This is a genomic window from Aquisphaera insulae (assembly GCF_011064615.1).
Taxonomy (GTDB): Bacteria; Planctomycetota; Planctomycetia; order Isosphaerales; family Isosphaeraceae; genus Aquisphaera; species Aquisphaera insulae.
This window is the reverse complement of the sequence record NZ_JAALJH010000004.1, coordinates 227,337-253,125: the sequence shown is the minus strand read 5'-3', so window position 1 is coordinate 253,125 and position 25,789 is coordinate 227,337. Positions and strand designations below refer to the sequence as shown.

19 protein-coding genes are annotated in these 25,789 nt (G+C 69.2%); 10 read left to right on the top strand and 9 right to left on the bottom strand.

Features of this window, described 5'->3' with window-relative positions:
• Nucleotides 1-10 precede the first annotated feature (10 nt).
• The 3 genes from G6O54_RS04425 to G6O54_RS04415 form a co-directional block, all read right to left on the bottom strand.
• A complete protein-coding gene (locus G6O54_RS04425) occupies nt 11-1,207 on the bottom strand; it encodes a hypothetical protein (RefSeq protein WP_165220641.1) in 1,197 nt (398 codons plus the stop codon).
• A 63-nt stretch (nt 1,208-1,270) separates the two neighbouring features.
• On the bottom strand, nt 1,271-4,288 hold the full coding sequence (locus G6O54_RS04420; protein ID WP_165220638.1) for a protein kinase domain-containing protein: 3,018 nt from the start codon (nt 4,286-4,288) through the stop codon (nt 1,271-1,273).
• A 348-nt stretch (nt 4,289-4,636) separates the two neighbouring features.
• A complete protein-coding gene (locus G6O54_RS04415; RefSeq protein WP_165220635.1) occupies nt 4,637-6,409 on the bottom strand; it encodes an SUMF1/EgtB/PvdO family nonheme iron enzyme in 1,773 nt (590 codons plus the stop codon).
• A gap of 244 nt (nt 6,410-6,653) precedes the next feature.
• Between G6O54_RS04415 and G6O54_RS04410 the strand changes: the two genes are divergently transcribed.
• Entirely contained in the window at nt 6,654-7,796 is a 1,143-nt protein-coding gene (locus G6O54_RS04410) for a hypothetical protein (protein WP_165220615.1), read from the top strand.
• Between the two features lie 31 nt (nt 7,797-7,827).
• Here the strand turns inward: G6O54_RS04410 and G6O54_RS04405 are convergent, their stop codons facing one another.
• Nucleotides 7,828-9,231, bottom strand: coding sequence for a tetratricopeptide repeat protein (locus G6O54_RS04405; RefSeq protein WP_165220612.1), 1,404 nt, complete (start codon nt 9,229-9,231; stop codon nt 7,828-7,830).
• Between the two features lie 361 nt (nt 9,232-9,592).
• On the opposite strand from G6O54_RS04405, the gene G6O54_RS04400 reads away from it, so the two are divergent.
• A complete protein-coding gene (locus G6O54_RS04400; protein WP_165220575.1) occupies nt 9,593-11,740 on the top strand; it encodes a hypothetical protein in 2,148 nt (715 codons plus the stop codon).
• A gap of 34 nt (nt 11,741-11,774) precedes the next feature.
• Here G6O54_RS04400 and G6O54_RS04395 read toward each other — a convergent pair whose 3' ends face one another.
• Entirely contained in the window at nt 11,775-12,674 is a 900-nt protein-coding gene (locus G6O54_RS04395) for a sugar phosphate isomerase/epimerase family protein (RefSeq protein ID WP_165220572.1), read from the bottom strand.
• 356 nt (nt 12,675-13,030) lie between these two features.
• Here G6O54_RS04395 and G6O54_RS04390 point away from each other — a divergent pair, with 356 nt between their 5' ends.
• From G6O54_RS04390 to G6O54_RS04365, 6 genes are all read left to right on the top strand, one after another.
• Nucleotides 13,031-14,134, top strand: coding sequence for a Gfo/Idh/MocA family protein (locus G6O54_RS04390; RefSeq protein WP_165220569.1), 1,104 nt, complete (start codon nt 13,031-13,033; stop codon nt 14,132-14,134).
• A gap of 40 nt (nt 14,135-14,174) precedes the next feature.
• Nucleotides 14,175-14,828, top strand: a complete 654-nt coding sequence (locus G6O54_RS04385) for a DUF1345 domain-containing protein (RefSeq protein ID WP_165220564.1) — start codon at nt 14,175-14,177, stop codon at nt 14,826-14,828.
• 170 nt (nt 14,829-14,998) lie between these two features.
• Complete coding sequence (locus G6O54_RS04380; protein WP_165220561.1) at nt 14,999-15,592, top strand: leucine-rich repeat domain-containing protein; 594 nt, start codon at nt 14,999-15,001, stop codon at nt 15,590-15,592.
• Nucleotides 15,593-15,660: 68 nt separating this feature from the next.
• A complete protein-coding gene (locus G6O54_RS04375; protein ID WP_165220558.1) occupies nt 15,661-16,569 on the top strand; it encodes a lipase family protein in 909 nt (302 codons plus the stop codon).
• Between the two features lie 192 nt (nt 16,570-16,761).
• Nucleotides 16,762-17,325 (top strand): IS200/IS605 family transposase, encoded by a 564-nt coding sequence (tnpA, locus tag G6O54_RS04370; protein WP_165220555.1) that lies wholly within the window; start codon nt 16,762-16,764, stop codon nt 17,323-17,325.
• A 397-nt stretch (nt 17,326-17,722) separates the two neighbouring features.
• On the top strand, nt 17,723-20,242 hold the full coding sequence (locus tag G6O54_RS04365) for an ATP-binding protein (RefSeq protein ID WP_165220552.1): 2,520 nt from the start codon (nt 17,723-17,725) through the stop codon (nt 20,240-20,242).
• Between the two features lie 68 nt (nt 20,243-20,310).
• On the opposite strand, the gene G6O54_RS04360 is transcribed toward G6O54_RS04365, so the two are convergent.
• The 3 genes from G6O54_RS04360 to ybaK are packed head-to-tail and all read right to left on the bottom strand — an operon-like array spanning nt 20,311 to nt 23,624.
• A complete protein-coding gene (locus tag G6O54_RS04360) occupies nt 20,311-21,426 on the bottom strand; it encodes a hypothetical protein (RefSeq protein ID WP_165220549.1) in 1,116 nt (371 codons plus the stop codon).
• A gap of 22 nt (nt 21,427-21,448) precedes the next feature.
• Nucleotides 21,449-23,131 carry a DUF885 domain-containing protein gene (locus G6O54_RS04355; RefSeq protein ID WP_165220546.1) on the bottom strand — a complete coding sequence of 561 codons (1,683 nt, stop codon included), beginning with the start codon at nt 23,129-23,131 and terminating at the stop codon, nt 21,449-21,451.
• Nucleotides 23,132-23,135: 4 nt separating this feature from the next.
• Entirely contained in the window at nt 23,136-23,624 is a 489-nt protein-coding gene (ybaK, locus tag G6O54_RS04350; RefSeq protein WP_165220543.1) for a Cys-tRNA(Pro) deacylase, read from the bottom strand.
• Nucleotides 23,625-23,840: 216 nt separating this feature from the next.
• Here ybaK and G6O54_RS04345 point away from each other — a divergent pair, with 216 nt between their 5' ends.
• Nucleotides 23,841-24,347: a hypothetical protein gene (locus G6O54_RS04345; RefSeq protein ID WP_165220539.1), complete on the top strand. Its 507-nt coding sequence runs from the start codon at nt 23,841-23,843 to the stop codon at nt 24,345-24,347.
• Between the two features lie 159 nt (nt 24,348-24,506).
• A complete protein-coding gene (gene budA, locus G6O54_RS04340; RefSeq protein WP_165220535.1) occupies nt 24,507-25,331 on the top strand; it encodes an acetolactate decarboxylase in 825 nt (274 codons plus the stop codon).
• 13 nt (nt 25,332-25,344) lie between these two features.
• Here budA and G6O54_RS04335 read toward each other — a convergent pair whose 3' ends face one another.
• Nucleotides 25,345-25,767, bottom strand: coding sequence for a hypothetical protein (locus G6O54_RS04335; protein WP_165220532.1), 423 nt, complete (start codon nt 25,765-25,767; stop codon nt 25,345-25,347).
• Between the last annotated feature and the right edge of the window lie 22 nt (nt 25,768-25,789).

Genomic DNA, 25,789 nt, shown 5'->3' with positions numbered 1-25,789 from the left:
GGGTCCCCGCTCAGTTCGGCTTCGAGCCCGGCAGGTCGGCCGGCTCGACGGCCTTGTTGTAATGGACGCTCAGCGACTCGCGGAGCTTGCCCACGTTGCGGGTCATCTCGCCATAACGTGTATCCCTGGCGTCGACCCGCTTGCCGCGCGCGGTGGCGTCGGCGTCGCGGCTGCGCCCGTCGACGTCCCCCTCGTCGGCCGGCGGCTGCGCGTCTCCGGGCCAGGCCGCCTTGAAGCTGACGCTGATCGTCCCGATGGTCGAGGACGAGGGGAGGAGCCTGGCCGCGGCGCTTCGGGCGTACTCGGAGACGTGGAAGGCGTCGGACCGCTCATTGGTGATGTGCCAGCCGGGGATGACGCCCTCCTTGCCCTTCGGGACGATGACGACCTCGTAGCCTTTGGTCTCGCTGAAGGCGAACATCGTCAGGCCGTCGATCGCGAGCGTGACCGCCAGGTCGTGATCGGCCCGGTTGGTCACCTTCACGGCGTAGACTTCGCCTCGATGAATGTTGACGAACGCCAGGCCGTCCTTGCCGATCGTGGCGGCCCGGGGCCGGTACGACTGGAGGTCGAGCGGCCCCTCGCCGGGGTCCGGCCCGACCAGGATCTCGATCGAGTAGGGGCTCCCCGAGCGGGCCGAGATCCGGGTGCTGTCGAGGTGGGGCGGCTTGACCGCGTCGAGGGCGTCATTGAGGGCCTTCTCACGCTCCTCCGGCTTCGCCTTCGGGGGTGCGATCAGGGTGATGCCGGTGAGGGAGGTGAAGGTCGTCAGGTCGAAGACCCCGCGGGAGGCGAGTTCCAGGATCGGCTCGCCCTGGCGATCCTCGATGTGCGCCTTGATCATGAGCGCGGTCAGCTTCGTGGCCTTGTCGGTGATGTCCCGGAATTCGCCGGAGACGATCAGGTCGGCCTTGCTCGTGGTCTGGACGCCCCTCTTCTGGAGCTGCTCCATCAGCGACCTGGCGATGGCCGGCCCGCCGGTCGCGCCGTGGCGTGCGACGTCCCCCCTGGCGACGAACTCGCCGACCTGGACCGCGTTGCCTCGGTCCCTGACGGCTCCGTGAACCTGCCTGGCCAGCTCGGCCATCTCCGCCTCGAGCGGGCCCGCCGCGACGGCCCAGGAGCTGGCCGCGAATGACAGGGCCGCCGACAGCAGGAAGGCCCGGCTTGACCACCTTCGATCATTCGAGCTTGTTCGCGACTTCACTGCCCTTTCCCTCCGATTTCGATCGATCGGGCCGAATCCAGGCCACTCCGCCGGCATGGACGATCAATACCTCCGCTGTGGGGTGCCGCGACGGATCTGGAGATTGACCTCGTGGAAAATGGAGAGGGTCCGATCCTTGAGCGAGTCCCATTCGGAGCGTTTGAGCGTGCCGCCGTCGGTCAGGACGCCCAGGCCGAGCTTGCCGAGCGCGGGATTGTCGCGGATCCGGTCGAGCAGGCCCTTCGAGTCCGCCATGCCGAGCTCGGCCGCGACGGCGTCGGCCCCCATGTCCTTCTGGTAGCGGCGGGCGATGGCCGTGATCGGCTCCGGGAAGTCGCGGACCGGCTTCCCCTCATCCGCGCCGACCCGGAGGAGGGGCCCGGTCGCCTGCTCGGCCGCGGCCAGGAACAATGCCTCGTCGCCGGCGAGGATCTTGTCCCATTCCGCCTTCGCCGGGACGAGCCGCTCCACCTTCTCGCGGGCGGAGCCGGCCGCGGCGGTCCCCGCGCGGAGGCGGTCCTGGAAGCGGATGACGCCGTCGCGATGGCAGGCCATGCACGAGAGGCCGGCGACGATCAGGGTCGTGCCGGAGGTCCGCATCGAGTCGCCGACGACCTCGGCCGGGCCGCTGTCGATCCGGTCCCCCTTCGCGTCCACGAGCATGTATGCCTGGAGGCCGTTGGGAAGGCTGTAGATGATCTCGCCCCCGGCATGCTCGAAGGCCAGCCTCGGGTAGGGATTGTCCGCGAAGGCCGGGCCGAGCGGGTAGCGGAAGACGTTGCCCGTGCCGTCGGTGTTCCGGAAGTCGTAGCTCTTCCAGTAGTAGCCGCTGGCCAGATTGTGGCGATCGGCGAGCCGATTCTGGCTGGAGACGCCGCTCGTGGTGAACCCGGCCCGGCGGAGCTGGTCGCTGAGGAAATCGCGACGGACGTCGACGCCGAGCCGGGCCTCCAGCTTGTCGGCGGTCGCGGGGATATCGAGGATCGCCTGATAGAGCGCGGGGCGGGCCGCCGCGTCCAGGAACCAGTCGGCGCGGACGTCCGGCGGCCCGGCGTCCTCGCCGACGAGCTCCTCGAGCTCGATGGCCAGCGGGCGGAGCGGATCGCCGGAGGGGCGGTTGCGGTAGCTGAGGCCGTAAGGATACCGCTTGAGGATCTGGTCCCAGATCTCGCGGGCATCCCAGCCCAGCGCGGTCACGTCGATCGCCAGCACGGCCTGTTCCGGGCCCAGGGCCTCCGGCACCGCCATCTTGCGCCGGCTGCTCAGGCTGTTGAGGAGCTTGGAGATCCCCGCCCGCGCCAGCCGCAGTTCCTCGTCGGGGACGCCGGGGTTGTTGTGCAGGCTGGCCAGCGTGAAGTATCGCCAGCGAGGCCGCTCGGCCGGGTCGAGCCGCCGGAGGTGTCCGACGATCGTCCCCAGGATGTCGGCATCGCTCACCGGCTTGCGGCGGCCGTCGCGGGGGAAGGTGGCGCCGGATGCGATCCAGTCCCGGATCATCGCGCGCTCGGTGTCGTCCGGCAGCGGTCCGGACGGGGGCATGTCCCTGTCCTCGCCCAGCCGCTTCCACAGCTCCGAGTCCTCGGGCTTGCCCGGCGTGACGTACGGCTTCTGCCCTTCGCCCCGCTTGGCAACCAGGCCGTCCCGGTCGAGCACGTCATATCCGGGCACCTCGAACCGGACGCCGTGGCAGCGATGGCACTGCGCCTTGAGGAAGGCACGAGCCTTGACGGGCAGGTTGGGATCGGCCGCGGGCTTCGGAGCGGGCTTCGAGTCCGGCCCGGGAGTCACGCGTTGAGGCTCGGTCGATCCGCGCCCTCCCGTTTCCTCATGGTGAGGAGGCGAGCCGGGTTTCGCTTCCTCCTTCGCCATGACGAGATTCAGGGAAGGGGGCGGAGACGACGGGCTCTCGGCGGCCCCGGCCAACGGCTCAGGTGCCGGCCCACCCGCATCGGGCCTCGCCTGCTCGCGCTTGAGCGATGACCACCGGGTGGCGAGCGGGACGGCCAGGACCGCGAGGAGGCCGACGACCGCCAGCGCGGCCGCCAGGCCGATCGCCCGGCCCAGGCGGTGCCGCGGCGCCGGCTCATGGCCCTTCCAGTCGGCCGCGGCGACGGGGCGAGGATCGGGCGTCTCCTTGACGGCGGTCGAGACGGCGGCCGGATGAGTCGACGGCGGCTTTGGGCTCCAGGTCAGGTCGACACCCGGGGCGACGGTTGGCTCGGCAAGGTCTTCTTGCCTGCGCCGCCGGGCCCGATCGCGGTCCGCCCGCTCGAGGTCCCGGACGAACTCGCGGCAGCTTGGCCAGCGGTCATCGGGCTTCTTGGCGAGGGCGCGGGCGACGACGGCCCGCTCGCCGACCGGCAGGCCGAAGAGGTCCGGCTCGTCGCGGAGGTGGCCCAGCATCACGTCCGCGACCGGGCCTCGGAACGGAAGTTGGCCGGTCCGGAGCTGGACGTACGTGATGGCGAGCGAATACTGGTCGCTCCGGTTGCTGATCTTGCCCTCGAGCAGCTCGGGCGCCGCGTAGTGGGGCGTCATGCAGCCGGAATGATCCTCGAGGCCGTCCTTCACCACCTTGGCCAGTCCGAAGTCCGCCAGCCGCGTCGAGCCGCCCACCAGGAACACGTTGTGAGGCTTGATGTCGCGGTGCTGGATCCCCACGAGCGTGCCGTCCGCCGCTCGATGCCGGGGCTCATTCAGGAAGTCGATCGCGGCGGCCATCTCGCCCATGTAGCCGATCAGCTCATCCGGAGGCAGGCCGGAGAGGCCCTCGCGGCGACATTCCGTCAGGCGATCGGTCAGGCACTTGTCGCACAGCGGCATCGCCACGACCAGGCGATCGTCCACCTGGACGATGAACTGGATATCCAGGAGGTGGGGATGGCGGATGTCGCGGATGAAATCCAGCGAGCGCATCTCAGGCCGGGCGAGCGCCGAGCCGAGGCGGATGAACTTGAGTGCGACGCGGACGCCTCCCGGCGCGATCGCCTCCCAGGCCTCGCCCACGCCCCCCTCGCCGAGCTTTCGCACGAGGCGATACCCGGTGACGGGTTCGGCGTCAGCTTCGAGGCGGAGCGTCATGACGGCCTCCGGGGTGAACGTGTCGTCCCGCCTCTCGAGGATCGAGTCGTGGCCGCCCCGGCCGGCACGAGGCCCACTTCCAATCCCATAGGATCCGGGCGTGGCGCTCGGGCCGGATCGGGATCGTCCTCCTCCGGACCGCCGTTCTCAGGGTGCCTGACGAGTGCCGGGGCGATTCCTTCCCGAGACTCGACATTGTCCTATCTCCGCCGCCCGGATGTAACGGACGAATCGCGAATCCGTGTCTGCGCCCTCGGCGGTCCGGCTCCGCCGGGGCACGGACGTCCCCCCCCGGGATCGATCAGCGACGGCGGCGGTAGCCCGAAGCCATCCCGCCGGCCGGGGGGATCAGGGAGGTGCCGCGGCCCGGGCCACGCGGAAGCCCAGGTCGTAGCAGCGGTAATCGGGCTTGATGCCGACGCGGCGGGCGGACCGCGCGTACCGGGGCTCGTCGGCCCAGCTCCCGCCGCGGTACACCTTGCGAGACGCGTCCTTCGGCCCGACCGGATCGTCGGCGGGCGAATGCTTATGGGCGCGCGCGTCGTAGCCGTCCTGGCACCATTCCGAGACGTTCCCGTGCATGTCGTGGAGGCCACGGGCGTTCGCGCGGAACTTGCCGACGGGGGCGGTGAAGACGTAGCCGTCGGCGGCGGCGATGGTCGTCCAGTCGGGGAACTTCGACCTGGCGGTCCCATCGGCCACGTTCGCGACCGAGGCGAGCGCCTCCGGATCGGTGCCGCAGGAGAATCGCGAGGTCGTCCCGGCGCGGCAGGCATACTCCCACTCGGCCTCCGTCGGCAGCCGGTAGGTCGTCGCCTCCCGGGAGCCCAGCCATGTGCAGAAGGCCTCGGCGTCGTTCCAGGTCACATTCGTCACCGGATGATCGTCGGCCTGTGGGAAGCCGGGGCCGCGCCAGGAGTACCTGGGGTCGATTTCGAACTTCGCCTTCGACTCGTTCCAGCCCCGGCATCCCTTGCCGCCGCGCTCCGCCTCGGTGCGATAGCCGGTCGCCTCGACGAACCGTCGGAACTGGCCGACGGTGACCTCGGTCGTCCCCAGGAGGAAGGGCCGCGTGATCCGGACGCGGCGGCTCGGCTTCTCGTCGTCCTCCGCGTCCTCGTCGTCCGTCGAGCCCATCAGGAACTCGCCGGCCGGGATCGGCACGAGTTTCATCCCCAGGCTGTTGGAGATCGGGGCCGCGGCCTCGCCGCCGCGGCTCGGGCGGTCCCGGGTCGCGTCGGGTTCGGCCCGGCGGGCCAGGCGGACGACCGGGAGGAGGTCGCGGGTGGTGCCTCGCAGCTCGGGCATCTGCCGGACGCCGTTCTTCTCCCTGACGTAGTCCCGCACCCGGCGTCTGGCGTACTGCGCCAGCTCCTCGGGAGAGATCAGTGCGTCGCCGTCCAGGTCGGCCTCGCCCCCGAGGCCCTTGATCACGAAGTGGAAGAAGACCCCATGCTTCAGCTCCTCATATTCCTGGGCCTTCTCCCCTTCGGAGCAACTGAAGAAGGCCATCACCCCGCCCGGGGGCGGGACCACCTGCGGCCGGTTCAGGCTCTCGAGCTCGACCTCCGCCCTCGACCGCGAGTTCTTCGTCCGCGGGTCGTTGCGGCAGGCGTCGACCAGGAGCAGTTTGAGCCCGGCCTTGCAGGCTTCCAGCTCCTTGTAGACGTCGTCCAACGGGATCAGCGTCGAGCGGTCGGCGAGCTTCGCGTCCGCCGGGCAGAAGAAGTTGGACTTCTCCCCCGAGAACTGCACGCCGTGCCCGGCGAAGGCCACCACGACCGAGTCGGCCGGCTCAAGGTCCTGGAGGAGGAGCTTCAGCTCCTTGCGGATGTTGGCCGCCAGCGGCAGGAGCCGGGGCCGCGTGGCGCCCAGCGTCTGGGTCATCAGGACGACGTTCGTCGCGCTGTAGCCGCCGGCGCGGAGGGCTTCCGACAGGGCGGTCACGTCGTGCTCGGGATACGCCAGTTCGTGCAACTCGTTCGGGTCGTAGGCCCGGACCCCCACGAGCAGCGCGTACGCCTCTCCCGGCTTCGCCCGTCGCTGGGCCGGCGCCGGCGACGCGATAAGCGGGGCCAGGAAGAGTGCGGCGGCGATCCGGAGCAGACGTCGATCACGCATTCTGATCGCCTCGATCTCGGGGCGTCCGGGCCCGGTTATTCCGGGGCAAGGATAGAACGGCAATGTTGTCCCATTGTGTCGGGCGAGACAAGGACGGGTCGAAGTGCTTTTCGCGGCCGGGACGCCGCGGGCCGGATCTCGCTCCCGATTGCCTGCGGGCCGCGGGGTGAGTTAGTCTGAGTCGTGTCGATCCGCCCGGGGGCCTCGCGGGACCAACAAATCAAGCCGGAACCAGGACAATGCCATGCCCCTGACGTCGACCGGCCGCGCCGGAGCCCTCGCCGCGTTCTCGCTCTGCCTCGCCCTCAACGTCGCGATCCCGGCGGCCCCGGCCCGCGCGGACGACCTGAACCGCGCGCTGGGCAAGCTGGCGGAACGGATCAAGCAGGCGGTCGACGCCGAGGGCGAGGCGACGATCGTCCTCCGCTCGTTCACCGCCCCGGCAAACCTGGCGGTCAACGGCGCGCCCGGGATCCGCAAGGCGCTCGAGGGCGAGCTGAAGCGGCGGGACGTGCTCGTGAAGAACGGCTCGCGGCTCGAGGTCATGGGCGACTACGGACAGGCCGAGGAGCCCGCCCGGAAGACCGTCGTGGTACGGATCCACGGCCGCGTGGTCGACCGGGAAAGCGGCCGGTCGCTGGCCGATCAGAGCGTGGATGTCGACAACCTCACCTCGATCGCCGGCCTGGTCGGGGCCACGATGTCCGTCCCGATCGAGCCCGTCCAGGTGGATCGCGAGCGAGCGATCCGGCGGGGGCTCCAGAAGCCGACGGCCCACGTCGCCTCCGGCCGGATCTCGGCCGGCCCGAAGAGCCCCTTCGCGATCGAGGTCCTGGCCGGACCCTCCCGAGGCGGGGCGATCCGGCCTCGTCCGGCGAAGGTCGTGGACGGTCAGGCTTATCTGAGCATTCGCACCAGCGAGCGGTACGCGATCAAGCTGATCAACGACGCCCCGTTCGAGGTGGCCGCGACCCTGACCATCGACGGCCTGGGCCTCTTCACGTTCAGCGAGCATCCGGAATACAGCTACGTGATCATCCCCCCGCGTTCCAGCGGCGTGATCAGCGGATGGCACCGGACGAACGACCTGGCGGAGGAGTTCGTCGTGACCGAGTATCCCGGGAGCGCCGCGGCCGAGCGCTTGAACGTGCCATCCGCGGAACTCGGCATGATCACCGCATGCTTCGCCGCAGCCTGGCCGACGAACGGCAACCCGCCCCCCGACGAGGGGATGGAAGCCCGCTCCGTCCGGGCGACCGCGCGAGGGCCGATCACCGGGGCCGATCTCGCCGAGGTCGAGCGCAAGACGGGCCGCCTGCGGGCCGCGATCAGCGTCCGCTACACCAGGGACGATGATCCTGTCGCGGCGCCGGATCCGGGCAAGTGAGTGCGATCGAGGCGAGGGAGGCCGGGACGGCTCAGGGGGTGCCCAGGCGCGGGTCGAGCTGGGCCGCCCGGCGGAAGTCCTCCGCGGCCCCGGCCCTGTCTCCGGCCGTCTCGCGGGCGACGGCCCGATTGAAGTAGGCCTTGGCGTTTCCGGGGTCGATCTCGATCGCCCGCGCACAGGCCGCGATCGCCTCGGCCGCGCGATTCAGCCGGATGAGGATCGCCCCCTGCCCGACGTGGGCGACGGCGAGGTCCTTATTGATCTGGATCGCCCGCTCGTAGTCGGCCAGGGCGCCCTTGAGGTCGCCCTGGGCCCCGAGGGCGGTGGCCCGGCCGACGAAGCCCTGGGCGTCGGCGGGGTCGAGCCGGACGGCCTCGGCGTACTCCCGGATGGCCTGGGGCAGCCGCCCCTTCGCGTGATGGATCCGCGCCAGGCCGAGGTGCGCCCTCGCGGAATTCGGATCCGCCTGGATGGCCTTCGCGAAATCGCGCTCGGCCGCGGCGTCCTCGCCCCGCCGGCGCATGGCCTCGGCCCGATCGATGATCTCGACGGTCCCGCCGCCGGCCGATGCCCGCGGCCTGGACAGGGTCGCCACCACCCAGCCCTTGGCGGCCTCGTGGTCGCCCCGGAAGACCGGCGTCTGGATCGCCGAGAGCGCGTCCCGCGCGTGGGTCTTGGTCTCGCGGCGGACGAACGTCTCGAGCTCCTCGAGCGTGATCCGCCGGTCGCGGTCCAGGTCGGCGTCCCCGCTCCACGCCCGGATCACCTGGTTGAAGAAGATGCCGTGGCGGAGTACCGGGTCCTCGAAGCTCCGCTGCTCGCTGTTGCAGCTGAACAGCGCGGCGCTCCCCCTGGGCAGGGGGACGTCGGAGGGCAGGCGTGGGGGCTTCATCGTGACCCCCAGTCCGCGCGCGTTGTCGGCCTCGGGATCGTTGCGGCAGGCATCGACCAGGAGCAGCTTGAGCCCGGCCTGGGATTTCTCGATTTCCTCGCTGAAGGTCTTGATGCTGATGAGCGTCGCAGGGTCCTTGAGGTCGGCGTCCGCCGGCAGGAAGAAGCTCTCCCCGTCCCGGCCGATCTCCACCCCGTGTCCGGCCATCGCCACGACGAGCGAATCCTCGGGCTCGAGCGTCGCCAGCAGCAGGTGGATCTCCCTCAAGATGTTCTTGCCGGAGGGCCTGAAGCGGGGATTCGTCTGCCGGTCGTGCATCAGGACGATGTTCCTGGCCGGCACTCCGGCGTTGCGGAGCACCCCGCCGAACGCGATCACGTCGTCGGAGGCGAACCGGAGTGCCTTCACCTCATCCTTCCTCTCGTATTCCGAGACCCCGACCAGGAAGGCGTAGGTGTCGCCATGCAGCGGCGAAGCCGACCCGAGCATGGCGACCATGCCGAGCGTCGCCCAGATCATGCCGAGGCGTCGAGATCGTGACATGGGCTCAATTCCTCGGGAATCGTCACCCGGCGGGAGATTTCGGGCCTTCCGGGTCGGCCCGGACCGCGGATGCGCACCATACTTCCATTATAGGTATCCGCCGGACGATCCGGACTCCGAACCCGGTGAAGCGAGGAGCGGTCCAGGTTGCACAAGGCCGTCCGAGGGGAGACGGGACGAGGATAATACCCGGGGCGAAATGTCACGTGCCGGGAAATCGTCGCATTTTTTCAGGGGATTTGAAAAACGCGGATGATATCCTGGGGATCGGTCGCCTTCCGGCGTCCGTCCCACATCCCGAGCTGCCCCGGGGGCCAGACGAGCCCCGGAATCGAACCCTCTCGACACGGAGTGGATCGCCATGCGTGCGCCGAACCGGGCTGGCCTCGTGTCGTTCTCCATCCTGCTGATCGGCCGTCTCGCGAGCCCCGAGTCCGTCTTCGCCCAGTTCCGGATCGGCGGCGGCCAGCGCGGCCAGTCGAACTACCAGCAGGACGCGGCACCTGGCGTCGGCGGGCAGAGGGGCAACGGCGGGATGACCATCCCCGGTAACTTCCCGCTTCAAGGCCTCGGCGGGCGGATCATCCCCGGTAACGTCCCGCTTCAAGGGAATGGCGGGAAAGACAGGCAGCAGCCCCAGAGACAGCGCCCGGGGGAGGTATCGAACGGCCGTCGCGGACAGACCGACGGCAATCCGACGGTCACGAATCCCGGCCAGCCGATCCTGGGGCCGGACGGCAGGTGGCGCTACCCTGACGGCCAGCCCACCACGACCGGCAATACCCGGCCGGGTATGAACCCCGGCCAGCCGTTCCAGGCCACCGACGGGAACTGGTACTACCCCGACGGCCGCCCCTACGTCGCCGCCCAGCCGGCGGCGAACCCCGGCCAGCCGTTCCAGGCCACCGACGGGAACTGGTACTACCCCGACGGCCGCCCCTACGTCGCCGCCCAGTCGGCGGCGAACCCCGGCCAGCCGTTCCAGGCCACCGACGGGAACTGGTACTACCCCGACGGCCGTCCCTACGTCGCCGTCGCGGCGCCGACGACGCCCGCGCCGGCGGCGACCGCAGCGGCCTCGCCACGCCCGAACACCACGGGGCCGGCCACGCCGGCCGCCAACATCATCCCCGAGCAGGGACGCCCCGCGGCGATCGCGAGCAGCCCCGTCCGGACCCGCCTCCCTGCCGCCCGCCCCATGGTCCGCGAGGCGTTGGGACAGGAGCTGACTCGATCCCTCGAGGAGGGGATCGACCGCCTGGAGAACAACCTCCGCGTGGCCCTCTTCGGGGAGGCCGACGAGGCGGCCTTCCTCGCCATCTACAGGCGATCGTTCACCGAGGATACGCCCCAGTACCGCCTGGCTCGGAAGAACATCAAGTACCAGGACGCCGACGAGCTCCGCCAGGGGCTGATCATCGACCAGGTCGTCGACGCGGGGGCCCAGGTCTATCCCTCCAAGCTCGAGGTCAGCGCCCGCTTCGGCGCACTCAAGAAGGAGTTGCTCGCAGGGCAGTCGGCGGCCGATCTCGACCGCGCGTCGAAGGCGCTGTTCAGGTCCTACGATCAGGTCGCCCGGACTCCCGAATTCGTCGACCTGGGCGTGCCATCCCCCGATCAGGTCCGCGCCGAGGCCTCCCGGCTACGGAACCTCTCCGAGCTGCGGCAAAGGCTTGCCGAGGCCCGGAGCGCCGCGGAGACGGCGGTCACGATGGACAGGAACCTCTGGATCGTGTCCTACCCCGGCCTGCCCAGGGATAGCGTCCAGGCGATCGATCCTCGGGTCTGCCTCTGGGGCACGGGCGGTGGCGCGATCGATGTCCGGGAGGCTGGCCTTGCGGACCTGGGCGTCCCCCTCCTGAACCGCCTCGTCTCCCCGCTGCCCGAGGCTCCGAAGCCGCCCGCCCGCTCCGGGGCGTTGATCACCAACGACAGGGACGCTCCCGCCTCCGTCAATTACGTGACCGACGGCGTCTCCTACGAGCTGAAGCCCGGGGAGTCGCGAACCCATGATGTCACGGCCGAGTCCCGGATCACCTACGATCAGGGCAGGAGCCTTGGCGCCATCACCTACCAGTTGGCCCCGGGCACGTATCGGTTCTCGGTCGCGGATCGGGCCTGGCAATTGATGAAGCCGACGTTCACCGTGGTCATCGACAACTCGGCCAACGGCTGCGATTTCCAGTGCGACGTCGATGACCAGGCGAGGATCGTCCCCGCGCGCAAGACGCTGGAAGTGGCCGGCAATTACCCGATCTCGATCCGATTCGTCCGCGAGGAGGGCCAGCCGGCCTCCAGCAAGGTCGTTGAGGAGACGCGCCAGGTCACCGTCGGGGTGGCGCCGGGCTCGGCCGCGCTGGATCTGTATCCCGGGTCGAGCCAGGAACTCTGCGTCCGCCCCGTGGCCGCGGAGGCGATCGCCTCCCTGCCGCAGCCTGGGCCGGCCGCGTCATCCCCCGCGACGGCCGGCCGCCAGCCGCTCCTGCCCACGCTGGACGACCTGCAGTGAACCGTCGCAGGGCTCAGCGGGAATGCGGTGGGCTTCATGGCGAGAAATGCTTTGCGATCATCCGGCGGAGGAACGCCAGGGACTCGGCCATCTCCTCCATGCCGTTCATCCCGTCCTCGATGCTGACCCAGCCCTTGTAGTCGTGCTCGGCCAGGATGCTGAAGATCGCATCATAGTCGTTGAGCCCCTTGCCGGTCACGCCGTGCCGGAGGTTGGGTGAGTAGCCGAGGGTGCCGTCGCTCTGCCGGAGCTCCTCGATCGTCGTCCCCTCGGCGAGCGACCGGTCGCTCGCGTGCATGCTGACGACGCGATCGGCGACCAGGCGGAGGAGCTCGATCGGGTCGTCGCCGGCCACGATCGCGTTCGACGGGTCGTACTGGACGCCGAAGTGGGTCCGGTCCGGGATGGCGTCGAGCAGGGCGAGAAACACGTCCTGCTTCTGGGCGAACTCGGGATACTTCCAGAACCCGTCCTTGTAGTGGTTCTCCAGCCCCAGGATCACGTCGTGCTCGCGGGCAACGGGCAGGACTTCGTGGATGCACTCGACGACCCAGGCCAGCCCCTGCTCCCGGCCCACCTCGGGGTAGCGCTGGCCGGAGAGGACGCGGCAGACCGCCCCGGCGCCGCCGAGCCGCCGGGCGACGGCGACGAGTTGCGCCTCCCTCGCCACGGCTCGCTTCCTGCCGTCGGGGTCGGGGTTGGTGAAGTCCGGGGAGCAGCAGAGCATGGGCATGGCGAAGCCCGCATTTCGAATCGCCTCGCCGACCGAATCGATGTAGGCATCATCGAGGCTCTCGAAGAAGCCGTCATACATCTCCAGGCCATCCGCGTCGAGCGAACGGGCCATCTCGATCCAGTCGAAGACCGACATCGTCCGGTCCCCGGCGATCTGGTCGATGTAGCACTTGGGGAATGCGGCAAGCTTCAATGTCATGGCGCCCTCCGGAGTCCTCGCCCGCGACGACGGGCCGAGTCGTCGGTCGTGCACCGGTCGGTGCGTTTCGTGGAAGATTGAGCTCGTGGAAGCCGACTAGGATGACTCTGGGTCCATGGTATCATAGAGTCGTTGCCGCCTTGATGAGGCGGAGGGCGCACAGGCGGGCCTTCTCCTGCCCGAGGAAGATCAGCCTGCGAGAGTGGACGTGGGGCCCCCGCGAGCCTACATATTCCCTCGAGAGTAGGACCGGCACGAGTCGGCCGTCGCCTCGGATACCCGTCCGGGGGGCTGTCGATCGAAGGCCCGCTCGATGGGAACGGGGCGAGGCGCCCGCAAGACGCGAAAGGCAGGTCATGTCGAGAACTCCCGTCCGCACGGCGCTCGTCGGCTGCGGCAAGGTCGGTCGGATCCACGCTCAGGCCCTGCGATCGCTCGAGGACTCGGACTTCGTCGCGGCCTGCGACCCCGACCCGGCCCGGGCGGCGGCCTTCGGGGAGGAGTTCGGCGTCGCGCCGTTCGCCGACCTCCGCGAGCTGCTAAGGTCCAGCCGGGTCGAGGCCGTCTTCCTCTGCACGCCCCACCCGCAGCATGCGAAGCCGACGATCCTGGCCGCGGAGGCCGGCGCGCACGTCCTGGTGGAGAAGCCGATGGCCGCCTCGGTGGACGACTGCGACGACATGATCGCCGCGGCTCGTCGGGCCGGGGTGAAGCTCGGCGTCATCAGCCAGCGGCGGTGGTTCGAGCCTGTCCTGCGGATGAGGCGGGCGATCGACGCGGGCAAGGTGGGACGGCCGGTCCTCGGCGGCTTCACCATGTATAGCTGGCGCGACGAGGCTTACTACCGATCCGACCCGTGGCGAGGCCGCTGGGACACGGAGGGGGGCGGCGTGCTGATCAACCAGTCGCCCCACATGCTCGACCTGCTCCTCTGGCTGATGGGGGACATCGTCGCGGAGGTCTCCGCCTACTGGTCCAACCTGAACCACCCGTACGTCGAGGTCGAGGACACCGTCGTGGCCTCGCTCCGGTTCGCCCGCGGCGGGCTCGGGTCGATCGTCAGCAGCCTCTCCCAGAAGCCGGGCCTGCACACCAAGGTCCACATCCACGGCGAGACCGGCGCCTCGATCGGCGTGGAGACCGACCGTGGCCCCACGTTCATCGCCGGGATGACCCCGATCGCCGAGCCCCCTCGCAACGACGTCTGGACGATCCCCGGCGAGGAGGATGCGCTCGCTCGGTACGAGGCCGAGGACGTGGCGCAGTTCGCGGCCATCGACCCGATCCTCCATTATCACCGCCTCCAGATCGCGGACTTCCTCCGCGCGATCCTCGACGATCGCCCCCCCGCCGTCACCGCCGAGGAGGGGCGCCGCGTCGTCGCCCTGATCGATGCTATCTACCGATCCGGCCGCGAGGGGAAGCCGGTCCGTCCCCTGCGCGTCCCGGGGGGGAGGTAGGGTTGCCGGCCGCCGCCGCCGTAGCCTCGGGAGCAGGATGATGATCAACCCCGTCCTCTTCCTGAAGGCCCAGCCCCGCTTCTTCACCGCGGCGGCGGTCGGCGTGGTCCTCTGGTTCCTGCTGCCCCAGGGATGGAGGGTCTCGACGCGGCTGCTCGTGGCGTGGGACTGCGCCTCGGCGCTCTATCTCGTCCTGGCGACGGTCATGATGGCGCGATCGGGGATCGATCAGATCCGCCACCGCGCGGCGATGCAGGACGAGGGGCAGATCGCGATCCTCGTCCTGGTCGCCGTCTCGGCGCTCGTCAGCCTCGGGGGGACCATGGCGGAGATGGCCGCCGCGAAGTCGATGTCCGGCCGCGACGGCTGGCAGCACGTCGCGCTGGCGAGCCTCACGGTCCTGCTGTCCTGGGCGTTCGCCCACGCGATCTTCGCGATCCACTATGCACACGAGTACTACGCCGGGCCGGAAGACGACCCCGAGGGCGGCCTCGAATTCCCCGGCCATGAGGCGCCGGATTACTGGGACTTCATCTACTTCGCCTTCGTCATCGGCACCGCCTGCGCGACGGCCGACGTGGGCCTGACCTCCCGGACCATGAGGCGGATCGCCACCCTCCATTGCGCCTTCGCCTTCTTCTTCAACGCGACCATCCTGGCGCTGACCGTCAACGTGGGCGCCAGCTTCTTCTGACCGCCGCGGAAGAGAGCCGGCGTGAGGGCGTGGAGCAGCCGGGCGGCCCCGTGGTATGATGGGCCGGTCGCGGGGGGGCGGGGCTCGTTGGAGCGCATCGCATCCCGTCACGGCGGATTCTGCGCGATGCGTCGACGACAATCGGAATCACGAGGTCGCCTGCCACGACGATGATGGACAACTACGCGCTCTACTTCAACCTGGCCGGCCTGGCGTGCGTCCTGGTCGGAGGCATCGGGCTGGTCTTCCGGGCCTTCCGCAACTGGCGCAAGGGGCTAGCCCCGCTCGGGCTGATCGCCCTGGGGCTGGCGCTGATCACGTTCCCGGCGATCTATCGCTTGCTCATGCCCATCGACCTGGGGCCGCGGGAACGGATCGTGGACGGGGAGCGGCACATCACGATCACCGGCTGGGACCGCAAGGATTACGGCTGGCTCGGTTCGAAGCGGGACGTGGTCGTGCTCCAGATGGCCAACCCCGACGTGACCGACGCGACCTTGCAGGGGCTCCGCGGGATGGACCGCCTCAAGGAGCTGGACATCAGCAACACGGCCGTCACCGACGCCGGCCTCGACGTCCTCAAGGATCTCCCCGCGCTCGCCACCCTGAGGCTCAAGAACACGAAGGTGACCGATGGCGGCTTCAAGGGGGCGCTCGGCGGCAAGGAGTCGCTCATGCAACTGGACCTGAGCGGTACCGGCGTCGGCAAGGAGACGGTGGACGAATGGAAGAAGGCCAGGGCCGGCCGCCGGGCGCTCCGGTAGGCCCACTCAAGCTGTCCCGTGTCTCGCGTCCCATCTCGGTTCGACCCTGATCTCGGAGGAACGTGGCGATGCCTTCGCCCCTGGTGCTGGATCCGACGAAGCCCGGCGACCCGAGGAACGCGCTGTTCCTGGCCGAGGCGTGCAGCCTGGCCTACTTCGACGAGGCCGAGGCGGCCTCGGCCTTCCGCGACGAGCTCGGGCTGGAGGCCCGCCTGATCAGCGCGGACAACACGCAGGTCTACGTGGGCCAGAATGACGGGGCCATCGTGGTGGCCTTCCGCGGCTCCCAGGCGCCGACGACCCTGGACGGGCTGAAGGACTGGCTGCTCACGAACGCGAACAATTACCTGATCATCCCCGAGGGCCGGATCGGCACGGACTTCGCCGCGGCCGGCGTGGGCGCGCGGTTCCATCGCGGGTTCATGGGGGCCCTGGCGGAGATCTGGGATCCGCTCCTCGCGGCGGTGCAGGGGGCGGTGGATGCCAAGGAGCGGCCGCTCTGGGTGACCGGCCACAGCCTGGGCGGGGCGCTCGCCCTGATGGCGGCCTGGCGGCTCGAGCGGAGCTTCCTCTCGGTCCACGAGGTGGTCACGTTCGGGGCGCCGATGATCGGCAACCCGGCCGCCTCGAAGGCCTTCGAGGACCAGTTCGCCGGCCGGATCTTCCGGTACGTCAACCTCGAGGATCCGGTGCCGCTGCTGCCGTCGGTCAGCCTGATCGCCAATGCCTACTCGCACTGCCAGACCGAGGTGGAGCTGAAGGCCATGGCGGCGGCCGCCGCGGCGATCGAGACGCTCAAGCAGTCGGCCGGCTCGGCCGTGGACGGGCTGCTCCAGGCGACCCAGGTCGATCGCGTCTGGGAGGCCGTCGTCGGCCGGATCTCGGCCCACATGATCGGCCACTACCAGGAGCGGGTGAAGGCGAAATGCGGCGACGCCCCGGCGGACGAGAGCGCCAATCCCGGAGTAAGGACTTGATGCCTGACCGAGGGAATCGCGAACGACGTGACCACCCGCGTGAGCGGGTGGTTCGGACGGGCGTAGCCGCCAGCCTCCGGCGTGAGCCGGACCGGGCAAACCGACGATCGGGCGCCGGCAGTCTGGCACCATGAGCGACGAGGCTTGCGCCTCGCGGGTCTTTCAGGAAGGGCCGTGCCATCGGAGATTCGCATGCGTCCGACTTACATGACCACGCGATTGATCGAAGATCCGCGAGCCGTACGCCAATATGACCTCGGTGGCCACACGCATTACAGGCTGGATTATCACTTCGTCTGGCGAGTCCGGTTCAATCGAAAGGTGCTCGGACAGGTGCTTTCGCCGATTCTCGTCGACCTGATCGACTCGATATGCCTCAACAAGGGTGTCAAGTTGTTGGGGCTGGCCGTCGCCGCCGATCACGTCCATCTTTGTGCTCGGCTCCGCCCGGCGCACGCGCCCTCGCAGGTGATGCGTTGGATCAAGACGAATACCAGCAAGGAGTTGTTCGAACGCTTTCCCCATCTCGAGTCCCGCTTCGGGTCGAGGCGATTCTGGGGGCGAGGCTACCACGTCGAGACCCTGGGAGACCGGCCGGTCTTCGCCATCCTCGCGTACATCGGGAAGCAGGACGATCACCACGACCTTCGGGCCCTGGAAGCACACTTCGCGGAGGTCGACGAGTTCCTGACCACAGCAGCAATGCAACCCGACGACGGCCCGCGACCTGGTGCTGAGGGAGACGAATGGGATTGACATGCACCAGGCGAATGCCCGTCCGTTCGGATCGCACTGACGTGCGAGGCTGGGGGGCTGCGCCCCGTCCGAACCACGATCCGACGATCGTGGTCACGTCATGGGTCGGACCGATGGCCAACGACGTGACCACCCGCGTGAGCGGGTGGTTCGGACGGGCGAAGCCACCAGCTTCCGGCGTGAGCCGGACCACCAGGGGGCGAACATTGGCCGGCCCAGCGGATCGCACTGACGTGCGAGGCTGGGGGGCTGCGCCCCGTCCGAACCACGATCTGACGATCGTGGTCACTCGTGTGATCTTAGTTTGGTCCATGGATGATTCTCCTCGAAGGTGGCCTCCTGCGATGCGGGACGCTCCCTTGTGCCGCTCTCTGAAATCTCATCGAAAGACATCTCCATGAAGAACATGGACATCGAGAAGCTCGGCCAGTTCTACCTGGGCAACGAGTACGACCCGAAGCAGAAGGCGGCGACGGCCACGCCGATACTGTACGACTCCAAGCAGCTCACGACCCACGCGGTCTGCGTCGGGATGACGGGGAGCGGCAAGACGGGGCTCTGCATCTCGCTGCTGGAGGAGGCGGCGATCGACGGCATCCCCGTGATCGCGATCGACCCCAAGGGCGACCTCTCGGACCTGCTCCTCACCTTCCCGAAGCTCCGCGGCGAGGACTTCGCCCCCTGGGTCGACCCCGACGAGGCCGCGCGCAAGGGGGTCTCGAAGGAGGAGTACGCCGAGAAGGTCGCCGAGACCTGGCGCAAGGGCCTGGAGGCGACCGGCCAGGACGGCGGCCGGATCGAGCGGCTCCACGAGGCGGCCGACCTCGCCATCTACACGCCTGGCTCGGGCGCCGGCCTGCCCCTCACGGTTCTGCGCTCCTTCAACGCGCCGCCGAAGGCGCTGCTGAATAACGCGGAAGCTTATCGCGAGCGGTACGCCTCGGCGGCCTCCGGCCTGCTGGCGCTGCTCGGGGTCGAGGCGGATCCGATCTCGAGCCGCGAGCATATCCTCCTCTCCAACATCCTGGACGCGTCGTGGCGGGCGGGGCGCGACCTCGACATGTCGGCGCTGATCCACGAGGTCCAGCAGCCGCCGTTCGACAAGGTCGGGGTGATCGACCTGGAGACGTTCTACCCGGCCAAGGAGCGATTCGGCCTGGCGATGAAGCTCAACAACCTGCTCGCCTCGCCGGGCTTCGCCGCCTGGATGGAGGGGGATGCGCTCGACGTGGGCAGCCTGCTCTACACGAAGGAGGGGAAGCCGCGGCTGTCGATCCTCTCGATCTCGCACCTGGCGGATGCCGAGCGGATGTTCTTCGTGACGATCCTCCTGAACGAGGTGCTGGGCTGGATGCGGACCCAGCCGGGGACGTCCTCGCTGCGGGCGATCCTCTACATGGACGAGGTCTTCGGCTATTTCCCGCCGATCTCCAAGCCGCCGTCGAAGATGCCGATGCTCACCCTGCTGAAGCAGGCGCGGGCCTTCGGCCTGGGGATCGTCCTGGCCACGCAGAACCCCATGGACCTGGACTACAAGGGGCTCTCCAACACCGGGACCTGGTTCCTCGGCCGGCTCCAGACGAAGCGCGACAAGGACCGGGTGCTCGAGGGCCTGGAAGGGGCCTCGACCGCCGCCGGCCACGGCTTCGACCGCGACGCCATGGACAAGCTCCTCTCCGGCCTGGGCAACCGGATCTTCCTGATGAGCAACGTCCACGAGGACGCCCCGGTCGTCTTCCAGTCGCGGTGGGCGCTCTCGTACCTCCGCGGCCCGCTCACCCGCGATCAGATCCAGTCCCTGATGGAGCCGGTGAAGAAGGCGCGGGCGGAGCAGGGGGGGGCGAAGGCCAGGGTGCCGTCGACGCCCGCGCCCAGGGTGCAGGAATCGGCGCCGGAACGCGAGCCGGTCGAGGCGCCCCCGTCGCCGCCGACCTCGCGGGCGGAATCGTCGTCGGGATCGCGACCGGTCGTGCCGCCGGACGTGCCTCAGTTCTTCGTGCCGAGGCGGATGACGGCCTCCGTGGCGGCCGGCGTCGGCGGGGCGGTCCGGTATCGTCCGGGCATCCTGGGCGTCGCCCGGCTGCACTACGCCGACAAGAAGACGGGCATCGACGATTGGGAGACGCTGGGCCTGCTCCAGCTCGTCGGCGATGAGGTCCCGGCCGACCCGTGGGACGACGCGGAGGTCCACGCCGATCGCGTCCCGGAGCTCGACAAGTTTCCGGAGGCCGGCGCGAGCTTCGCGCCGCTGCCGTCGCCGCTGGCGCGGGCCAAATCGTACGGCGATTACACGAAGTCGCTGAAGAACTACCTCTATCGCGAGCGGAAGCTCACGATCTGGTCCTACCCGCCGCTCAAGGCCTTCTCGCGCGTGGGCGAGTCCGAGCGCGACTTCCGCCTGAGGCTCTCCCAGGGCTCGCGCGAGGCCCGCGACCAGGCCATCGAGAACCTGCGCACCAAGTACGCGGCCAAGCGGGCGAAGGTCCAGGCCGACGTCGAAAGGGCCCGCGATCGCCTCGACCGCGAGCAGGCGAAGGCGAGCCAGGCGAAGTGGGACGCCGCCGTCTCCATCGGCGGCTCGATCCTGGGCGCCTTCCTCGGCCGCAAGCCGATCAGCAAGACGAACGTGACCAAGGTGACGAAGGCCGCGAAGGACGCCGGCAAGGCCTATGAGACCGGCAGCGGCGTCGGCTCGGCCCAGGACCAACTCGACGCCGCGCTGACCGCTTTCACGGATCTCGAGGCCGAGTTCCGCGACGAGGTCGAGCACCTCGACGCCACCACCCGGCCGGAGACCCTCGCCCTCGAGACGATCGAGCTGACCCCCAAGAAGTCGGACATCACCGCGGAGCAGGTCGTCCTGGCGTGGACGCCGTGGACGACGGGCACCAAGGGCGAGCCACGGCCTGCCTATTGAGAGTCCGTTGATGTGATCAACGCGGAGCGTGCGGCGGGCGAAGCCCGGACGCACCCTCCGGCTGACCCTCAGGCCAGCGTCTCCAGGATGCAGGATCGGCCGCAATCGGCCTCGACGCGGCGGAGGATCTCGCGGGCCAGTGCCTCGGCGCCGTCGCCGCCGAGGTCGCCCTCGACGATGATCTCGATGCCCCCGGCGTCATTGCCGATCGAGACGGGGACGCCGTCGACCGTGATCCGGGCGCCCTGATGGGGGTCCAGGGACGCAGCCTGATAGGCGATGGTCTCCGGCATGATGGCCGCCACTTCGATGTAGGTGAAGATGTCCTCCGCCGGATCCCTGTCGGGGTGGATGGACCTCATCAGCTCGCGCATGAGGTCGGGTCGGTCTGAGAAGCTGAAACGCTTCCGTCGCGGCAATCGAATGGAGAAGTGTCGCCATCCCTTCGTGGTGAGTCGCTCCCAAATCGCGGCGTCCATGTGGTAGGCGTATTCGTCGAAGTTGCGACGGATCACCCGCTTGCTCGGATCGTCCGGCGCAGGAGCCTCAACCTCGCCGCCTCGGATGACGATCGCCCCGCGAGCAGGGTCAAACTCGGCCTCGTGCCCGAAGATCCAACCCGGGACCTCGCCCCGCGAGGACATGGGCTCGATGCGATAGCGGCTCACGTCCAGCGCGAAGACGGGGGTCGTCCCCGGATGCCGCTTGCCGTTGTACCCGACCCGCCCGATCAGGATCAGCCGGCCGCCGACGAGCGTGGCCGTGTGGAAATCCGTGGGCGGGAAGAGGTCCTCCGGATATCCGTAGATCTCGACCGATCCGCCCGGCCGGAGGATGACCACATCGTTGTAGATGCAGAAATCCGGGTCGTAGTAGTCCTTGTGTTTTTTGGTGATGTAGATCGTCCTCCCGTCCGCCAGTTCCGTCCGGGACATCCCCATGCGATCGAAGCACCAGATCGGGCCGACCGAGTAGTCGCCATCGAGGCCGAAATGGCACCGCACGTCGTAGGGCGTCCGCCACCGCCCGGCCCCGGGCGTCTCGATCTCCGCCTCCTCATCGGCCCGCGCCGCCTCCGCGTCGCGGACCATCCGCTCCCAGAACGCAAGCCGCATCCGCTCCGGGTTGGCGACGCCGAACCGGCGCGTCCGTTGAGCCTGGAAGGTGGAGCGGGTGACCTTCACGATGCGGCCCTCCTCGGCTCGTTCACCGGAACAGGATCCTCCGGACCAGCGGCAAGGGGATGCCCCCCTGGGCGACGAACGCGTCGTGGAAGTCGCGGAGGGTGCCCCCCTTCTTCGCCCGGTACTCGTCGCGGAGATGCTGGATCTCGATCTTGCCGAAGGTGTAATACAGGTAGGTCGGGTTATACGCCCCGCGGCGCGACTCCTCGAAGGCGTTGGCCGGCTCCTGGAAGCCCTTCTCCACCATGAACGCGGCGCCCTGCTCGACGGTCCAGCCCTCGGTGTGGAGCTTGATGCCGACGACGTAGCGGCAGTCGCGGAGCAGGGCCTCCTGGAGCTGGGCGAGGCGGATCTTCGGGTCGCCGCCGCCGAAGCCCTCGTCGACCATCATCTGCTCGCTGTAGTGGGCCCAGCCCTCCGCGTTGGTCCCGCAGGCGATCAGCTTGCGCGTCTTCGTCGGGTAGCGCGGGGCGTAGAGGAACTGGAGGTAGTGGCCGGGGTACGCCTCGTGGACGTTGATCATGGCGACGACCGGCGGGTTGTACAGGCGGAGGTGCTCCTCCGCGTGCTTCGCGTCCCAGTCCTTCTCCACGGGCGTGACGTAATAGAAAGCCTCGGTGGCCTTCTTCTCGTAGGGGCCGGGCGTGTCCATCGAGGCGAAGCTGCCGGAACGGGCATAGGGCGGCGTCTCCTCGATCTTCGGCCGGACCTCGGAGGGGATGGTGACGATCTTCTTCTCGATCAGGTAGCGGCGGGCGTCGTTGATGGATCGTCGGACGCTCGGGATCAGGTCCTCGGCCGTCGGATGATCGTTCGAGAGGAGCTTCATGACGTCCGCCGGCGAGCTGTTCGGGTCGATCTTGCGGGCGGTCTCGAGGAATGCGGCGTGGTCCTTGTCGAGCTGAGCCTCGCCCCGGGCCAGGAGCTCCGGCAGGGGGAGCTCGACCATCTCCTCGTACTTCAGCTTGGCCAGGAAGTGCTCGGTGCCGATCGCGTACTTGCCGGTGGAGCGGGGCTTCAGGTCGGACTCTAGCCACGCGGCGAAACCCTTGACCGCGGCGATGACCGCGGCGTTGGCCTTGGTGAATTCGCCCAGGAGGGCCGCGTCGGTTCCCGCGGCGTCCTTCGCCCACATCGTCACCGAGCCCTCGAAGAAGCCGACGGAACCCGTTGCCATCCGGATGGCCAGGTCGGTGAACTCCCTGGGCGGGTTGGTGAGGTTGGCCTTGGCGGCCTCGAAGACGGCGGGTATCGCCTTCTCGCGGGCGATCACGGCGCGGAGTCGCTCCGCCTTGGGGGCGAAGTCGCGCTTCATCAGGCCGTCGATCGCCCCGCCGGGGAGCCCGGCGTAGACCATCGGGTTGACCTCCCAGACCCGGAGCGTCTCCAGGTCCAGGAGCTCGCCGCGGGCCTGCCCCTCGATCGTCTCGGCGTCGATCTCGTCGTCGAACGAGAGCCCCCCCGCGCGGAGGGCCCGGAGCGCCTCGAGCTGGGCCTTGAGCTCGGCGATCCGGGCCAGGACCCTCGGCTTCGAGACGTCGTCGAGGGCGGTGTCGTACTCGTGGAGGCCGACGGAGGTGCCCTCGGTCGGATGGGCCGCGAACCGGGAGGCGAAGTATCCGTCCGCGAACTTCGCGAAGGGCGACGGCCCGTCGGCCGCGACGGCGGACGCCGGGATCAGGGCGATGATCAGAAGAAGGTTCATGAGTTCAATGGTCCTTGTCACGGGCGATGGGGGCGAGCCTGGCCCTGGTCATGCGGATGTAGTCGGCCGGAGCGAGCATGACCTGGAGCCCGCGGAGGCCGGCGGAGAGGACGATCAGGTCGAACAGCTCGGCGGTCTCGTCGAGCAGAACGGGATAATCCTTCTTGCAGCCGATCGCGGTGACGCCGCCGCGGATGTAGCCGGTGAGGGGCTCGACGTCCTTGAGGGGGACGGTGTCAACCTTCTTGTCGCCGGTCGCCTTCGCCAGGGCCTTGAGGTCGAGCTCGCAGTTGGCCGGGACGACGGCCAGGCAGACCCCGTGCTTCTCTCCGCGGGCGACGAGCGTCTTGAAGACCTGCTCCGGAGGCATGCCGACCTTCCTCGCCACCGACTCGGCCGAGAGGTCATCGGGGTCGACCTTGTAGGGCCTGAGCTCGAAGGGGATGCCGGCCGTCTCCAGCAGGCGGACGGCGTTGGTCTTGCTCACGGACACGATCCGACCTCCAGTCCGACCTCCGATACCGCTCCCCGAAGGTCTGCACCGCTCGCGGAGTCTCTCCCGAGCGTAGCGAAACAGCCCGGGGCCCGGAAGGTCGCGGGGTGGCGATCGCGGAAAATGGCCGCCGACTCGTCCGCCTGGCGTTCCAATCGCGATGTAGACGTGGAAATGGGAATTCAATCCGAGGGTACCGATAGACCGGGGTGGGCCATGCCGAGGATCAACCGAGAAAGCTCGAAGCACGAGACCAATTTCCGGACCAGCGACGGGAGCACCTGGGAGCCCTTCAAGAATGAGGAGCACATCAGGCTGGTGACCGCGGCGCTCCTGGAGATCGACAAGCAGGTCCTCGCCAGCAAGAAGACCCTGAAGAGCTGCAATGTCGCCTTCTCCAAGTTGCCGAAGGGTAGGGACTTCGGCGCCCTCTGGAAGGACCCGGGCATCTGGATCAGCTACAACTCCAACACGGAGGAGGGCCTCTTCGGGATCACGTACAAGAACGACATCTCGATCGCGAGCTATGTCTTCACGCTCAGGGAACCGGTCCGCTGGATCGCGGCGACGCTCATCCACGAGCTGGCGCACGTCAACGGAGCGCCCGGCACGACCGACAGCAAGGCCGCCGAGGAGACGCTCCCCCCCTGCGGCTTCGACGACAAGTACAACCCCGCGACCGTCGGCGCGCGGATGCGCCGGAGTCAGGTCCTCATGGCGTGAGAGCCGGAAGGGTGCAGCAAGCACTGGATCGGGGCAGGCGCGAGCCGGATGGACGGCGCACCGATCGCGGATCGTTGCGTACAGGCCGCGAGGTCGCGAGAATGGACGCGTCGCAGGTCACCCATGCTGTCGTTGCGAGGTCCGCTCCGCGAAGCCGCCATGACTTCACACCCTCGGAAGGTTCGCGCGTGTTTCTGTCTTCCCCTGGCCCTTTGCCTCCTCATCCCGGCGTGCTCGCCCGGGTCGCATCCCGCGCCGGCCCCCCATCGGCTGACGCAGGTCTCCGTGATCGACGCGCTGATGGTCGGGCGGTATGACGGCGTGATGCCGATCGCCGAGCTGCTCCGGCACGGCGACTTCGGGCTCGGGACGCTCGATCACCTCGACGGCGAGCTGATCATCGTGGACGGGAAGGCGTACCAGGTCCGGGGCGACGGCGTCGTCGAGGACGTCCCCGCCGCCCGGTCCACGCCGTTCGCCTCGGTCACGACCTTCGCGCCCCAGGGCGAGCGCGACTGCCCGAAGGCGGATCGCCTGGAAGAGCTGGAAGCCCGGCTCGACGGGGCGATGCCGCAGAAGAACCACTTCGTCGCCGTCCGGATCGACGGCCGGTTCGATTCGCTCACGATGCGGAGCGTGCCCCGCCAGGAGCCGCCCTATCGGCCGCTCGACGAGGTGGCGAAGGGCCAGTCGGTCTGGACGAGGACGGACCAGCAAGGGACGCTCATCGGCCTCCGCAGCCCGGCCTGGGCGGGCGGCCTGAACGTCCCCGGCTATCACTGGCATTTCCTCTCGGCCGACCGCAAGACCGGCGGCCACATCCTCGACGTCAAGGTCCGCGACGGCCGCGTCCGCCACGACGTCTGCGGCGAATGGTCGATCGTGCTCGATCCCTCCCCGGACTTCGATCAGGCCGACCTCGTGAAGGACCGGAGCAAGGAACTCCACCGCGTGGAGAGCTCGCGGGGTGCCGGGAGAGAGTGAGGCGACGCCCGTCTCATCGCGAGCCGCGTGCCCGCGCCGCCGCCGAGAGCCCGTTGCCGACCATGCCCCCCAGCGTCGCGGAGGAGGCGGCGACGAGCGCCGTGCCCCACCAGCCGAATCCTTGCCGGAGGCCGAGGCGCTCGGCCAGGAACGGCCCGACGGCCAGGCCCGCCACGATGCCCAGCCAGACGAACACGTCCCAGCCCTCCGGCGCCTCGCGGGCGCGGAGCCACGCGAAGGCCGCGATGATCCCGGATAGGAGGCCCAGCGGGGCGCCGCAGAAGAGCCCGCCCATGTACTGGCCGAATCCCGTCTGCCAGGGCTCCTGCCCGGGTCGGGCCATCATCCCGGCGAGGAAGACCAGGCCGAAGAAGCCGAGCATGGTCCCGAGGGACGCGGAGCCGACGATCAGCAAGCTGTCCCGGATGAATCGCACGACAACATCGCTCCCGTTCGAG